Source organism: Pseudomonas fluorescens (assembly GCF_012974785.1).
GTDB lineage: Bacteria > Pseudomonadota > Gammaproteobacteria > Pseudomonadales > Pseudomonadaceae > Aquipseudomonas > Aquipseudomonas fluorescens_BT.
In genome coordinates this window covers 3,692,342-3,706,413 of record NZ_CP027561.1, presented here as the reverse complement: position 1 = coordinate 3,706,413, position 14,072 = coordinate 3,692,342, and the positions used below count along the sequence as shown (strand labels likewise).

Here is a 14,072-nt window from a genome sequence, read left to right as displayed (position 1 = left end):
ATTTTCCGGCCGCCCTCAATATGGTGAATCCGCTCCATGTCTCTCGCGCTCGAACGTCTCGTCGCTGGCACGCCTATCCCTTTCGCCGGTAACCGCGTCACCGTGGTCAGCCCCGAACTGGCCGAGCGTTTCCGACCCGGCGACCACCTGTTGGTGGAGCAGGTGAGCGGCGAGCTGTTGCTGATTCCGGTGGCGGATCAGCAGGCCGCGTCGGTGGCGATCGAGCGTGCAGCGGCGGCGTTTACTGCGTTGTCTGCTGTGTCGGATGAGGCCATTAGCCGCTTCTTCGATCTGTTCGCCCAACGCCTGGAAAGCCCGGACGCCTGGGCACTGATCGAAACCGCCAACCTCGCCGACATCGAACGGGCCAAGGCTCGCGGTCGTTCGACTACCCGTTTGCTCGCCGACGAGCGCATGCGCCGCGACATGATCGCCGGCCTGCGTGCCTGGCGCGACGCGCCGGCCACCCGTGGCAAGGTGATCAGCAGCGTCGAACATGACGGCTGGAAGGTCGAGCAGGTGGTGTCGCCGCTGGGCATCGTTGCGTTCGTGTTCGAAGGTCGGCCGAACGTCTTCGCCGACGCCGCTGGTGTATTGCGCACCGGCAACACAGCCGTACTGCGCATTGGCAGCGATGCATTGGGCACCGCACAGGCCATCGTCACCCATGCCCTGAACCCGGCACTGGCCGATGCCGGTCTGCCGGCGGGGGCGGTGTCGCTGGTGGAGAGCGTCAACCACGCCGCTGGTTGGGCGATGTTCGCCGACCGGCGTCTGTCGCTGGCCGTGGCCCGTGGTTCGGGCCGTGCGGTCAGCCAGTTGGGCAGCATTGCCCAGCAGGCCGGCACCGCTGTCAGCCTGCACGGCACCGGTGGCGCGTGGCTGATTGCCGATCGTGATGCCGACGCCAAACGCTTCTCCGCCGTGGTACGCAACTCGCTGGATCGCAAGGTTTGCAACACCTTGAACGTCTGCCTGATCCAGCGCGATCGCGCCGCTGAACTGGTGCCGTTGTTCCTCGACGCCTTGCAACAGGCCGGTACTGCGCGCGGTCAGGGCTGCAAATTGCACATCGTCGAAGGCAGTGAGGGTTACCTGCCGAGCGATTGGCAGAGCGCGACGGTCGAGGTTTATCGTGCCGAGGGCTATCAGACCGAAGCCTTGGCCGAACCATTGCCGCAAGCACAACTGGGCCGTGAGTGGGAATGGGAAGAAACCCCGGAAACCAGCCTGATGATCGTCGACGATCTGGATCAGGCCATCGCGCTGTTCAACCGCTACAGCCCGCAGTTCACCGTATCGTTGATCAGCGAAGACGCGGCGGTTCAGGAGCGTTTTTACAGCGCGGTCAACGCGCCGTTCGTGGGCAATGGCATCACCCGTTGGGTCGATGGCCAATATGCGCTGAACAAGCCGGAGCTGGGGCTTTCGAACTGGGAAAGCGGTCGCCTGTTTGCTCGCAGCGCGATTCTCTCGGGTGACGGTGTGTTCACCGTCCGCAGCCGCATGACCCAGGTCGATCTGGGCGTAAAACGCTAAAACAAAAACGCCGCGCCTGTCGCAATGACAGGCGCGGCGTTTTCTTGTCACTTGGCGGTGGCGGCGGATTCGATCAGGCTGGCCACGGCTTTCGGATTCGACACCATCGCCACGTGGGACGCGCCCTTAATCACAAGGGTCTTTTTGGCGTGCGCCCGTTCGGCCATGAACGCCATGGCTTGCGGCGGGATGTTCTTGTCCTTGTCGCCATACACGAACCATGACGGAATCGTCTTCCACGCTGGCTCACTGGCGGCTTCGTTGAGCGCCGCCTCGGTAACGGGGCGCTGAGTCGCGGCCATCAGTTTCGCGTCGGCGTTCGGTACGTCGGCGGCAAACTGGTCGTGGAACTTGTCCTGCTGGATGTACAGATCCTTGCCGCCGTCCTTCAACGCAACGGGCGGCGCCAGAGTCGGGCCGAGGGTGCTTCCGGGGAATTTTCCGGCCAGCCCGGCCACGGTTTCACCGGCTTCGGGCGCCAGCGCTGCCACATACACCAGTGCCTTGACGTTGGCGTTGCCGTACGCGGCTTCACTGATCACCGGCCCACCATAAGAATGGCCGACCAGCACCACCGGCGATTTGATGCCGGCCAGCACGTCGGCGACCGATTGCGCATCACCCTTGAGCGTACGCAGCGGGTTGGCCGCCGCGATTACCGGATAACCGTCCTTTTCCAGAATCTTCACCACACCGTTCCAACTGCTGGAATCGGCAAAGGCACCGTGCACCAGCACCACGGTGGGTTTCTCGGCGGCCATCGCCGAGGTGGCGCCGGCCATGGCGGCGGTAAGGGCCAGTCCTGCAAACAGCTTGTTCATCGAGTGTTCCTTGTGTCGGGAGGAGGGATGCAGCGTTCGGGCTTATTCAAGGCGTTCGCTGTATCGGGGATGTGTCCGCCTCCCGGTTCGGGTGCATGGAACTGTGTCTGGCGGGGTGCTGGCTACACGCTGATACAAAGCAAACGCCCCGACAGGTGCGGGGCGTTCGGTTCAGGCGGCATCGACCGTCTGGCCATGCACTGCGCACGTCGACGGCTGTTCGGCCAGCGAGACGAAGGTGCGACGGTCGGCTGTGAGGGCATCGATGGAACCGGTCTCGATGTCGTAGACCCAGCCGTGCAGGTTCAGCAAGCCTTTCTCCTGGGCCAGACGCACACTCGGGTGGGTCTGGATGTTCGCCAGTTGGGCGATCACGTTCTCGCGCACCATCGAACTCAGCTTGGCCGCGTCATTGGCGTGTGGCCGTGATTCGTTGACCACTTTCGCCGACTCGGCATGTTGCAACCAACCGCTGACGGCGGGCAGGTGATCCATGCATTTGCACTGGGCGATGGCGGTCATGGCGCCGCAATCGGAGTGACCGCAGATCACTATGTCGGTGACGCCGAGCACGGCTACCGCGTATTCCACCGTCGCCGAAACCCCGCCCGGATGCGGGCTGTAGGACGGCACGATATTGCCGGCGTTGCGGATCACGAACAGCTCGCCGGGTTCTTGTTGCGTCAGCAGCTCGGGCACTACACGGCTGTCGGAGCAAGTGATGAACAAGGTGCCCGGGGTTTGGGTAGTCGCCAGGTGTTTGAACAGTTCAGTGCGTTGCGGGAACGCTTCGTTCTGGAACTTCAGAAAGCCTTCGATCAGGTTTTTCATGGGGCAGTCCTCTCAGTTCGAGCAGCCGGTGCCGAACTCGCTGTATTGAAGAATGTGTTTTGCGCCGTGACTGTCGAGGTAAGTCATCTCGACCGGCACTACACCGCAGACGTCGGCGACCGGGGTGATGCTCACGACTTCAGCGATATCCAGAGACATGCCGTAGTGATAGGCGACGGCCTCTTCATCAGCCTGGGCCTGGGCGGTAAGGCCGGCGAGCAGGGCCAGAGTCAACAGAATTTTTTGCATGGGGCAGCCTCCAGGCAGGTGGGGTGACGACTTGGCGAATCAGGTTTGGATGAGCCCGCACGCGAGGTGCGGGCCCGGAGGGATCAGAACGGACGCAGCGGGAGGAACTTGCCGTCGAGGGTGACCACGGCGCGGGAACCGCCTTCAGGATCTTCGACTTTCTTGATGTCGAGCTTGAAATTGATCGCGCTGATGATGCCGTCACCGAATTGCTCGTGAACCAGTGCCTTCAGGGTGGTGCCGTAGATCTGGATCATCTCGTGGAAGCGGTAGATGGTCGGGTCGGTCGGCACACCGTCGAGGCTGCCGCGCAGCGGGATGATTTGCAGAGCGGCGACGTCTTCGGCGCTCAGCTCAAGCTTGTCGCCGACCACTTCGGCAGCGGCTTTCGGCAGTGGATGCTGGCCGAGGAGGGCGGCGGTGACGTAGGCCAGGCTCAGGCCGGTGCCGTCGGCCAGATCCTGCCACGACAGGTTTTTCTGAGCCTTGGCATCCAGGGCGCGGGTGGTCAGGGCGATGCGGCTGTCGTTGTAGGCTTGAGATTGCATGGTGTTTCTCCTTTCGGGGTTGGCTTGCTGTGTGGGATTCATCTTCTGCCGATTGATCCATAGCGTCCAAGACCGATATACAATGCAAAGCATAAGCAATGCCTATAGATGGAGCGTCCCATGCTGTTGCGACATTTGCGATACCTGCTGGCCGTGGCCGATCACGGTGGCTTCACCCGGGCGGCCGAGGCGCTGCATGTGTCGCAGCCGACTTTGTCGCAACAGATCCGCCAGTTGGAAGAAAGCCTCGGTGTGGATTTGTTTGATCGCACCTCGCGTTCGGTCAAACCCACCGACGCCGGTCAGGCCTACATAGAATGTGCGCGGCGGGTGCTGGTGGAGCTGGAGGCGGGCAAACGCGCGTTGCATGACGTGAAGGATCTGTCCCGAGGCTCGTTGCGCCTGGCCATGACCCCGACCTTCATGGCATATCTGGTCGGGCCATTGGTGCGAGACTACGTGGCGCGTTATCCGGGGATTCACCTGGAGATTTTCGAGCTGTCGATGGACGACATCGAGGCCGGGCTGGCGGATGACTCGCTGGACATCGCGATTGCCTTCACCCCGGTGCGCAACCCGGACATTGAATGCATTCCGGCGTTTGTCGAGACGCTGGGAGTGATGGTCGGGCGTGGGCATCCGTTGTATGACAGCGCTGCAGTGCTGACGCCGGATGACATTGCGCAACTGGATTTCGCCTTGCTGGCACCGGACTTCATCACGCGCTTGTCGATTGATGAGTACTTCCGCCAGCACGGCATCACGCCCAAGGTGCAGATCGAGGTGAACTCGGTGAGTACGTTGCTTGAAGTGATCCGGCATGCGCCGATTGCGACCATGCTGCCGGAGGCGATTGCGACCGAGGACCGGGCGTTGCGCCGGTTACGTGTGGAGAGTGAGGCGCCGCAGCGAGGGGCGGCGTTGTTGCGGCGCCAGAACAACTATCACAGTGCGGCATCTGTGGCGTTCATGGAGATGGTGCTGGAAACCCGTTCATGAACAGGGTTTGCGATCAATAAAAAAGGGCCTGCTCCTTATCGGAAGCAGGCCCTTTTGTTTATTGAAGATTCAACTTAGCAGAACCGATCAATCACCCGAACTTCGTTCTTGTTCTGCATCGAGTCCCACGCCTGTTTCAGCGTTTGCAGAACATTACCGATGAAGTCCTTGTCGGCCGCGGCTTTCTTGCCGACGTAGCCGTGGCCGCGGCGGTACATCTTCAGGCGGGCCAGCAGGTTCTGGTTGTTCCGGTCGAACTCTTCTTCACCAGCATGGGGCGACAGGCAGTCGATATGCACCTGACCCGACTTGCTGATCCACAGAATATGGCTGTCATGGCTGTCTTTTTGTGCAGCGAACATACGAGCCAGTTCTTCGATAGTAGGTTGATTGTTCAGATTCATGATATTGCCCCTTGACCAGTCTGGTGATCTTTCAAAGTTGATTCGCTAATACAGGTAGCCCATCGGTTAGTTGATCCCTGGCACCGAAACCAGGACGTCAGCGGTCGCCCGTGTGAAGTACGGGGTCATGCGTCTGTTGCATGTAGTCGTGTTGAATAACTGCTACGCAATAGCGTCACAACGAGGAGAAGCAGCGAAAACCGGGAGGCTCCTTGACGACGTTTTCAGGGTCGACCACAAGCGTCTTGAGAATTTTCGCCAGCGCTTCTCGTCCTTGTACTGGACGTTCAGGCCAGGTCAGCTTCTTCAATCTGCCTTGTGGGCAGCGTGTATCCGGAAAAAACAGCTCGGCGGTCAGACGAGCTTGCTCAAGCGTGTTGCCAGTGCTCCCGATCGGGGAGACGTCTGCATCATGCAAAAGCCAAACGACGCCGTCAACGGTTTTGTAGTGATTATTTTTAGTCACTACATATTGTCGGACAAAGTCATTCTGGAATGAAAAAAGGGGGCTTCAGGCAGCGGGAGAAAGGCTTCGCAGGCCGTAGAAGGTGCAGGGGTAGCCGTCCACGGTTTTGGGCTGGCGGGTAAAGTCGCCGCCGCTCAGCTCGGGGATGAGCCGGGCCCAGAACCGCTGCGCAGGCAGGTTGGCGTCGACATGGAAAATCTGCCATCGACCGGGCAGGTGGCTCAAGAGGGCAGAGGCGACAAACTGCGCGACACCTTGGCCACGCCAGCGTCGGCTGACGAAGAAGTAGCCGATGTTGTAGTCGGCGCCTTCGATGAGGAGGTGGTCGTCCACGGTCACGAACCCCGCCAGCTCATCGTCGACGTGGATCAGGAATGGCCGGGTCGCCGGTTGACGCCAGTAATCGTCTTTCAACTGGATCGGGAAAAAACCATGCCCGCCCAACTTCAACGGCACCCACTCGCTGAAGTCATAGGTGTAGAACTGCATCAGGTTTTCGAGGGTTTCCAGTTCGTCGCGCCGGGCGACGCGCAGTTCGATGACAGACATGCCGCAGGCTCCTGACAATCACTGCAGAAACAGTAGCGCGCAACGAGCTATCTGGCAGCCGGTTTTGCCGTACGTTTGCCGGTACCCGTGGTTTTTCGCCGGGTGGTCTTGCGCTTGTTCTTCCACGGTGCTGCGGCCTTGCCGGCAGGCGGCGGGCCGCTGATGGTCAGGTTCAACCCGGCACAACGGGTCACTTGCTTGCTCATCCACGCCGCCTGTTTGGTGACGAACTCTTCCAGACTCATCTCGCCACTCTGCACCATGTCCAGCGCCTGTTCCCAGATTGCCGTGGTGCCGGGGTCGGCAATCGCGCGCGGCACGGCGTCGATCAGGCTGAACGCGGCGGGCGTGGCGGACAATGCCTTGCCGTTCTTCACCAGATAACCGCGATCCAGCAGGCCTTGAATGATCGAGGCGCGGGTGGCTTCGGTGCCGATGCCGGTGGTGTCCTTGAGTTTCTGCTTGAGCAGCGGATCTTCCACCAGTTTGGCGACGTTCTTCATCGCCTTGATCAGGTCGCCTTCGGTGTAGGGTTTGGGCGGTTGCGTCCAAAGGTCCTTGAGCTTCACGTCCGCCACAGCGCATTCGGCACCTTGGGTCAGTGTCGGTAGCGTTTGTGGCGCGGGGGCTTCACGGCCCTTGGCCGGGGCCAGCGCTTCGGGCAATGCGCGTTTCCAGCCCGGCTCGATGATTTGCTTGCCGACGGCGCGCAAGGCCTCCCCGGCGCAATCGAAATCGGCCTGGGTGCGGTCGTATTCATGATTGGGCAGAAACTGCGCCAGATACCGCGCGCGGATCAGCGTGTAGACCGCGCGGTGCTTGCCGGTCAGACGCTCCAGATTTTTCGCGGCAGCGGTGGGGATGATGCCGTGGTGAGCGCTGACCCTGGCGTCGTTCCAGGCGCGGGAGCGGCGCTGTGGCTCCAGATGGTCACGCAACGCTTCGAGGCCCGGATCGGCCTGACGCAACGCCGCGAGAATCCCCGGTGCCTCGCTGTGCTGGCTCAGGGGCAGGTAACCGCAATCGCTGCGCGGGTAGGTGATGACTTTGTAGGTTTCGTAGAGGGCCTGGGCGATGTCGAGGGTTTCCTGGGCGCCGAGGCCGAGCTTCTTCGAGCAGACCTCCTGCAAGGTGCCCAGATCGAAGGGCAGGGGCGCTACTTCGCGCATGCGCTCGGTGCGCAGCTTGACCACCCGGGCGCTGGCGGCGCTGCCGATTGCGGCGGCCGCTTGCTGGGCGAGTGCCTGATTGAGGCAGCGGTCCTGATCATCGCAGGCATCGTTCGGGGCGCGCCATTGGGCGGTGAACGATGTGCCGTTGTGCAGCAGTTGCACATCGATGGCCCAGTACGCGACCGGCACGAAATCGGCGATGCTGCGGTCGCGATCCACCACCAGCCGCAACGTCGGCGTCTGCACCCGGCCTACCGGCAGCACGCCTTGATAACCGGACTGCCGGCCGAGCAGGGTGAACAGGCGACTCATGTTCATCCCGATCAGCCAGTCCGCCCGTGAGCGGCCCAGTGCCGAGTGATACAGGCTGAAGGTTTCGGCGCCCGGCTTGAGCGCCGCCAACGCCTTGCGAATCGAGGCTTCGTCCAGCGCCGACAGCCACAAGCGGCGGATCGGCCCGCGATAGCGACAATGCTCCACCAGTTCCCGGGCGATCATTTCGCCTTCGCGGTCGGCGTCGGTGGCGATGATCAGTTCGCTGGCCTCGCCCAGCAGGCGCTTGACGGCTTTGTACTGGCTGGCGGTACGCGGCTTGACGGTCATTTTCCACTTGTCCGGGATGATCGGCAGGTCGGCCAGCACCCAGCGCTTGTATTTGGCGTCGTAGGCGTCCGGCGGCGCGGTTTCCAGCAGGTGGCCGATGCACCAGGTCACCGTGACGTCCGTTCCCAGCCAGCAGCCGTCGCCTCGGCGCTTTGCGCCCAGCACGGCCGCAATATCCTTGGCCTGGGAAGGTTTTTCACAGAGGTACAGCCGCATAACCACCGTCGTCGATCATTGCCCGAAGAGGCGCACAGAATGGCCTGAGTCGGGCGCCGGGGCAACTTTTATCTGTATGGATATACAGATAAAAGAATTACCGGTGATGACAGACGTCGCCGGGGCAATCGGGGACGCTATCGAGAAATTGAATGGCGTTCACGCCCGGCACTGTGTCAGGTTCGAGTCGCCTCAAAAGGGCGAGTGACAGGACGATCTCGCCAGAAGATCGCCGTTTTACTGTCTGACACTGACTCTTCAGCAACAAGGACGTACACCATGTCTCAACCTTCCTCCCAGGCCAGCAGCGCCTTCACTGCTGTCGACACCTTCAGCCACCTGTATGACCGTGGCACCGGGACCGTCAACGGCAAACCGTCGTTCACCGCCGACCAGGCCGCTGCCGAAATCCTGCGCAAAGGCATGTCCTGGCAAGACAAGAACGCCGACGGCAAGATCGATCTGACTTACACCTTCCTGACCGACAAACCGTCGAACTACAACCCGAAACTCGGCAACTTCAGCGAGTTCAGTGCCCAGCAGAAAGCCCAGGCTGTGCTGTCGATGCAGTCGTGGTCGGATGTGGCCAAAGTCACCTTCACCGAGGGCAAGGGCGGTGACGGTCACATGACCTTCGGCAACTACGATGTCAGCACCGGCGGCGCAGCGTTCGCCTACCTGCCGCAGGGCAGCAGCTACGACGGTCAATCGTGGTATCTGATCAACGATCAATATCAGGTCAACAAGACCCCGGACACCAACAACTACGGGCGTCAGACCCTGACCCACGAAATCGGCCACACCCTCGGCCTGTCGCACCCGGGCGCCTACAACGCCGGCAACGGCAACCCGACCTACGGTGACGCCAAATACGCCGAAGACACCCGTGGCTACAGCCTGATGAGCTACTGGAGCGAGGCCAACACCGACCAGAACTTCAGCAAGGACGGCAGCGGCGCCTACGCTTCGGCACCGTTGATGGACGATATCGTCGCGGTGCAGAAACTCTACGGTGCCAACCTCGAAACCCGTGCCGACAACACTGTGTACGGCTTCAATTCCAACGCCGATCGCGACTTCTACAGCGCCACGTCGAACACCTCGAAAGTGGTGTTCTCGGTGTGGGATGGCGGTGGTAACGACACCCTGGATTTCTCCGGCTTCAGCCAGAACCAGAAGATCAACCTCAATGAAGGCTCGTTCTCCGATGTCGGCGGTCTGGTGGGCAACGTGTCCATCGCTCACGGCGTGACCGTGGAAAACGCCATTGGCGGTTCGGGCAATGATTTGCTGATCGGCAACGCGGCGGCCAACGACCTGATCGGTGGCGCCGGCAACGACATCATTTACGGCGGTGGCGGCGGTGATTCGCTGTGGGGTGGTGAAGGCGCGGACACCTTCGTGTTCGGCGCGGCCAGCGATTCGACCATGACCGCGCCGGACTGGATCATGGATTTCACCAGCGGCCTGGACAAGATCGACCTGTCGGGCATCGCCGGGTTCGCCACCGGCGTAGCCACGCTGAACTTCGTCAGCGGCTTCACCGGCCACGCGGGCGATGCGATCCTCACTTACTTCGAACAGACCAACCAGACCAGCCTGATGATCGACCTGACAGGCCAGGGTTCGGTGGACTTCGCCGTGGGTGTGGTGGGGCAGGCCGTGGCGACCGATATCGTCGCCTGATCTGAAAACGGAAATCTGAAACGAAAAAACCGCAGTCCTTCGCAGGCTGCGGTTTTTTTGTTTTCGGACATCGCTCTACGACATTGAAATCGGTTACTGCTCGGTTTCGAGGATCGAAGCGGCGGATGTATTACGTACTCTGGCAAACCACCAGAGAGCCGCAACGCCCAGCAGCGTCGCCAGCACAGCCAGGATCAGGATCACACGTTGTGCCCCCAAAGGCGCGGCGAGCAGCGCAACAAGCAGTCCCGCGAGCGGTTGTGACAAGTTGTTGAGCAGGGTGATCACGCCCACGGTCTTGCCGAAGTCCTGAGGGGGAATGACTCGCTGGCGAATGCTGCGCATGTAAACGTTGAACATCTTGTCGAAGCCGACGATCAACAGGAAACCCAGCACATAACCCGCCAGGTTCGGGCTCAGGGCGCTGATGAAGGCGCCGGCGGCGAGCATCGAACAGGCAACGCCACCCAATACGCGCAACGGCAATACCACCCGGGCGAGGAAAAACAGAATCACGATGGTGGTCACCGCGCCAGCCGCTTGCAGCACGGCGTAGTCGTCCTTGCCGGCGCTGTATTGACCGAGCACCATGGCCGCCGAAGTGGCCAGGGTGACCCCGACAATCAGGTTGACCCCGATCGCCAGGGTGATGATCTTTTTCAGCTCCGCCAGTTCGCGGATATGCCTGAACGCGATGCGCAGAGGCTGCAGCCAGATGTCCTGATGCTGCTCAAACACCTCGAGGGTGATACGACTGAAACGTTGCCACACCAGCATGCTCAGGTCGGCCAGCAGGAACAGCCCGGCCACCCACAGCACCACCCAGTGCCAGGCCGAAACCTCCAGCAGCAATGCCGCCACCAAGGGTCCCAGAACCAGTCCGGTCTGGTCGGCTATCTGCGAGTAGGAAAGGGTTTTGGTGTAGCTGTAGTGCTGGAAAATATGCGGCATCAGCACTTCGCGGGCCATGATGCCCTGAGTAGTCAGCACGCCGCACAGCGCAGACAGCACCACAAGCCACGCGATACCGCCGAAGACGGCATAAAGCCCAACCGCCAACACGCAGAGCAGCGCCCGGTAGACCTGACTGATGTGCAGAATCCTGATGGGCGAGAACTTGTCGCACAGGGCCCCACATAGTGGAAACGCGAGAAAACGCGGCAGCGACTCGACGAAAAATGCGAGCCCCGCCCAGGACGCGCTGTTGGTGGTCTGGAACACCACCAGCGGCACGATGAACAACAGGATCTGATCCGCCAGCCGCGACAGGAACAGCGAGATGAAGAAAGCCAGGTAATCCTTACGCATGATGACACTCCTGTGGGTGGGCGCCCTGGCGGGGCTGCCGCAACATCAGTAAGCCGAGCCCGAGCTGTCGTTGAGGTTATGTCGCTCGTCGCCACGCAGGGGCGGGTTGAACACGCTGACCAGAATCAGATCCTTTTCCTTGCCCCCGCGCAGATAATGGCGATCGTGCTGGTCAAGCACATACACATCGCCGGGCCGAATCGGGTAGACATTTCCCTGCATATCTTCGACTTCGCCTTCCCCGGCAATGCAATAACACGCCTCCAGATGATTGCGATAGTGCAACAGCGATTCGGTGCCGGCGCGGACCACGGTGTGACACAGGGTAAAGCCCATGGCATCGCGTTCGGTGAGCAGCCGATGGCTGGTGCCGGCGCCCCATTCGACGAAGTACGGGGTTTTTTCTACATCGGATTTGTTGCGAATGAACATGTAAACCTCGCTGAGACAATCGCTAATGAAATATCAGTCAGGCCGTTTTGGCGTCGACGCTGGAAGGGTTCAATATGGCCTCGCCACAGGCCAGCATCGTGTCGTTCCACACCAGGTCGCGGTGCGCGGCGATGGCCTGGATATCGCGCCAGTGACGCTGGAGCGGGTTGCCGGCCACCAGTGACGAGGCACCAAGTCGTTCCACCAGGCGCCGGACCACTTGCACGCATTGCTGTGCCAGATAGGCGCGGTCGCGCTTGAGCTGTAACACCTGGCCGCTGTCCAGTGGGCAATTCTGGACACCTGCCTCATGCAGTCGGGAAACCAGCGAGTCATACAGCAACCCGGCGCTGTACAACTGCGCGGCCGAATGGGCTGCTTGTTCGGCAATCCGTGGGTCACTGGCCAGGGACGATCCGGTGAGCGCCGTCACAAACGCGGCGTGGGCGCCCTCGGCGCAACCCAGCAACGGACCAATGATCGAGGTCGTGAGATAAGGCACCAATGGAGCATGGTCGATGTAGTCGGTGCCGGGCATAGGCGAATGTCGGGCAAATACCTCATGCAGCGCGAACACCCGTTCATGGGGTATTAGCAACTGATGGGTCAGCACATCGTGGGAACCGGTGGCCGACATGCCACAGCTGTCCCAGCTGTCGAGCCGCTGAACATCATTAGCAGCGACCAGCAGCAGGAATCGAGGAGTCTTTTCGGCATCCGGATGGTTCGGGCAGGGAGCATTGAGCATCAGCCAGGTGGCGTCTTCGATACCCGAGCTGAAGCGCCACCGCCCGTTGACCCGAATGCCATCGGATTCTCGGGATAACTGGCTGTTGGTGCTGCCGGACGCCGAAGCGAACAATTGCCGGGACCCTTCGGCGTACAACAGGTCCTGGCAGGCCGGCGGCAGGCGCCGGGCGATGCAGCCGTGGCCGCCGACCAGGGCCAGCATCCAGCCCGTGGAGGCACAGGCTCTGGCGGCGATGCGCGCGCTTTCCACCAACGTTGGCCAGTGCCCGCTGCTGGTGGTCTGCGCGCGCGGCGAGAGCAGGTCCAGCCAGTCGCCAGCGAACAGTTCGCTGAAGGTGCTGCTGCTCAGTCGGCGGTTCTTTTCTGCCGCGGCTGCGCGTTCGCGCCAGACCGGAAGATGCTCCAGCGCCCGTTGGCACAGTGCGGGTGACGCGGCGTGGTGAAACGCTTGGCCGGTGCGATCAATCATCGACTGGCTCCGCGACAGCATTGTGGGGAGCTGACAAGTCGCCAAGGCGCGCCCTTTCAAAACAGAATGCTGCGGGTTGCACTACCGGTCCCAGCAGACCGAGGAAACGTTCGATTTGCGCTGGATCGTCCGAGGCAACGAATTCGCAGAAATTGCTGCTGCTCCACAGCAAGTGGACATGCTTGAATCGGGCCGACAGGGCACTGACCAATTCTTCCAGGGTGACCTGTCCATTCTGCATCTGCTCAAGCATCTGCTGGCGTTTCCAGCGGATTTCTTCCTCGCTGAAGTAGCGAGTCTTGAATACTTCGTCCTTGATCCGTTCGCGCCGCAGGTATTCCTGCGGGTCGGGGTGGTTGAGTTTTTCAAGGAAGAACACCAGCCCCCCAGGTTTGAGAAACTGTTTGATATGACCGATCTGCCGCTCGCGATCGCGGGTATAGAACTGAAACGCGGCCATTTCATAAATGAAATCGAACCCCTGGCTGAAGCGTTCGTAGTCGGGACTTTGCAGCAGCGCAGGGGTGACTTTGAAGACCGATTGCGGATAGAACAGCGACAGCGCCGGGTCTGCATGGCGCTCGAACGGAATCCGGTTGGCCTGGTTGGGCGATGAGGTAAAGCTGCGAATCAGGCCCTGCGAGTGGCCGGCCAATGCGCGGCCGTTGCTGCCATCGAAAGCGTCCACCTCGAACAGACTGAAGGTCTGGTCGACGCTTCGGGTGTTGGCCCGGGCCAGGCGGTTCAGGGCCACGCCGACCCTCGACAGTTCTTCGAGGATGTACGGCACGCTGGCCAGAAAGTGCGAGAACAGCGGACCCGCACCTTCGATCAGACGATCGTGATAGTCGAGGATCTCAGGGTCTCCGATCTCTGACATCAGATGGCTGTGCAGCGACTGCAAAGGCACCTGGCTGGCGCCCGTGGCCAGACTGTGGAAGTGCCCGGCCAGTTTCAGCATGGCGCTCTGTTGCAGATTGTGGTCCAGACCGATGTCATCCAGTGACGACTGCGGACAAGTGTTCATGAA

Annotated in this window: 15 protein-coding genes; 4 read left to right on the top strand and 11 right to left on the bottom strand. The window is 61.1% G+C overall.

The window, feature by feature from the left end:
* Positions 1–36: 36 nt before the first annotated feature.
* Entirely contained in the window at positions 37–1,539 is a 1,503-nt protein-coding gene (locus C6Y56_RS16570; RefSeq protein ID WP_169430797.1) for an aldehyde dehydrogenase family protein, read from the top strand.
* A gap of 47 nt (positions 1,540–1,586) precedes the next feature.
* Here C6Y56_RS16570 and C6Y56_RS16565 read toward each other — a convergent pair whose 3' ends face one another.
* The 4 genes from C6Y56_RS16565 to cynS form a co-directional block, all read right to left on the bottom strand.
* Positions 1,587–2,360, bottom strand: a complete 774-nt coding sequence (locus C6Y56_RS16565) for an alpha/beta fold hydrolase (protein WP_169430796.1) — start codon at positions 2,358–2,360, stop codon at positions 1,587–1,589.
* Between the two features lie 171 nt (positions 2,361–2,531).
* Positions 2,532–3,191: a carbonic anhydrase gene (locus C6Y56_RS16560; RefSeq protein ID WP_169430795.1), complete on the bottom strand. Its 660-nt coding sequence runs from the start codon at positions 3,189–3,191 to the stop codon at positions 2,532–2,534.
* 12 nt (positions 3,192–3,203) lie between these two features.
* Positions 3,204–3,440, bottom strand: a complete 237-nt coding sequence (locus C6Y56_RS16555; protein ID WP_169430794.1) for a DUF2790 domain-containing protein — start codon at positions 3,438–3,440, stop codon at positions 3,204–3,206.
* 83 nt (positions 3,441–3,523) lie between these two features.
* A complete protein-coding gene (gene cynS, locus C6Y56_RS16550; protein WP_011334741.1) occupies positions 3,524–3,988 on the bottom strand; it encodes a cyanase in 465 nt (154 codons plus the stop codon).
* Between the two features lie 120 nt (positions 3,989–4,108).
* Between cynS and cynR the strand changes: the two genes are divergently transcribed.
* Entirely contained in the window at positions 4,109–4,987 is an 879-nt protein-coding gene (cynR, locus tag C6Y56_RS16545) for a transcriptional regulator CynR (protein WP_169430793.1), read from the top strand.
* A gap of 74 nt (positions 4,988–5,061) precedes the next feature.
* On the opposite strand, the gene C6Y56_RS16540 is transcribed toward cynR, so the two are convergent.
* Positions 5,062–5,391 (bottom strand): hypothetical protein, encoded by a 330-nt coding sequence (locus C6Y56_RS16540; protein ID WP_047293552.1) that lies wholly within the window; start codon positions 5,389–5,391, stop codon positions 5,062–5,064.
* A gap of 127 nt (positions 5,392–5,518) precedes the next feature.
* Here C6Y56_RS16540 and C6Y56_RS16535 point away from each other — a divergent pair, with 127 nt between their 5' ends.
* Complete coding sequence (locus tag C6Y56_RS16535) at positions 5,519–5,890, top strand: hypothetical protein (RefSeq protein ID WP_169428213.1); 372 nt, start codon at positions 5,519–5,521, stop codon at positions 5,888–5,890.
* A gap of 12 nt (positions 5,891–5,902) precedes the next feature.
* Here C6Y56_RS16535 and C6Y56_RS16530 read toward each other — a convergent pair whose 3' ends face one another.
* On the bottom strand, positions 5,903–6,406 hold the full coding sequence (locus C6Y56_RS16530; protein ID WP_169430792.1) for a GNAT family N-acetyltransferase: 504 nt from the start codon (positions 6,404–6,406) through the stop codon (positions 5,903–5,905).
* 47 nt (positions 6,407–6,453) lie between these two features.
* Positions 6,454–8,397 (bottom strand): DNA topoisomerase III, encoded by a 1,944-nt coding sequence (locus C6Y56_RS16525; protein ID WP_169430791.1) that lies wholly within the window; start codon positions 8,395–8,397, stop codon positions 6,454–6,456.
* 279 nt (positions 8,398–8,676) lie between these two features.
* Here C6Y56_RS16525 and C6Y56_RS16520 point away from each other — a divergent pair, with 279 nt between their 5' ends.
* Entirely contained in the window at positions 8,677–10,083 is a 1,407-nt protein-coding gene (locus C6Y56_RS16520) for a serralysin family metalloprotease (RefSeq protein WP_169430790.1), read from the top strand.
* A gap of 93 nt (positions 10,084–10,176) precedes the next feature.
* Here the strand turns inward: C6Y56_RS16520 and C6Y56_RS16515 are convergent, their stop codons facing one another.
* From C6Y56_RS16515 to C6Y56_RS16500, 4 genes are read right to left on the bottom strand one after another with little or no spacing between them, the layout of a single operon-like run.
* Positions 10,177–11,391, bottom strand: a complete 1,215-nt coding sequence (locus tag C6Y56_RS16515) for an MFS transporter (RefSeq protein WP_064379501.1) — start codon at positions 11,389–11,391, stop codon at positions 10,177–10,179.
* Between the two features lie 45 nt (positions 11,392–11,436).
* The gene (locus C6Y56_RS16510; RefSeq protein ID WP_169430789.1) at positions 11,437–11,823 is read right to left on the bottom strand and encodes an ectoine synthase; all 387 of its coding nucleotides are present in this window, start codon (positions 11,821–11,823) and stop codon (positions 11,437–11,439) included.
* Positions 11,824–11,860: 37 nt separating this feature from the next.
* Positions 11,861–13,042: an acyl-CoA dehydrogenase family protein gene (locus C6Y56_RS16505; RefSeq protein ID WP_169430788.1), complete on the bottom strand. Its 1,182-nt coding sequence runs from the start codon at positions 13,040–13,042 to the stop codon at positions 11,861–11,863.
* On the bottom strand, positions 13,035–14,069 hold the full coding sequence (locus tag C6Y56_RS16500; RefSeq protein ID WP_169430787.1) for a class I SAM-dependent methyltransferase: 1,035 nt from the start codon (positions 14,067–14,069) through the stop codon (positions 13,035–13,037). The genes C6Y56_RS16505 and C6Y56_RS16500 overlap by 8 nt, the downstream gene beginning before the upstream one ends.
* Between the last annotated feature and the right edge of the window lie 3 nt (positions 14,070–14,072).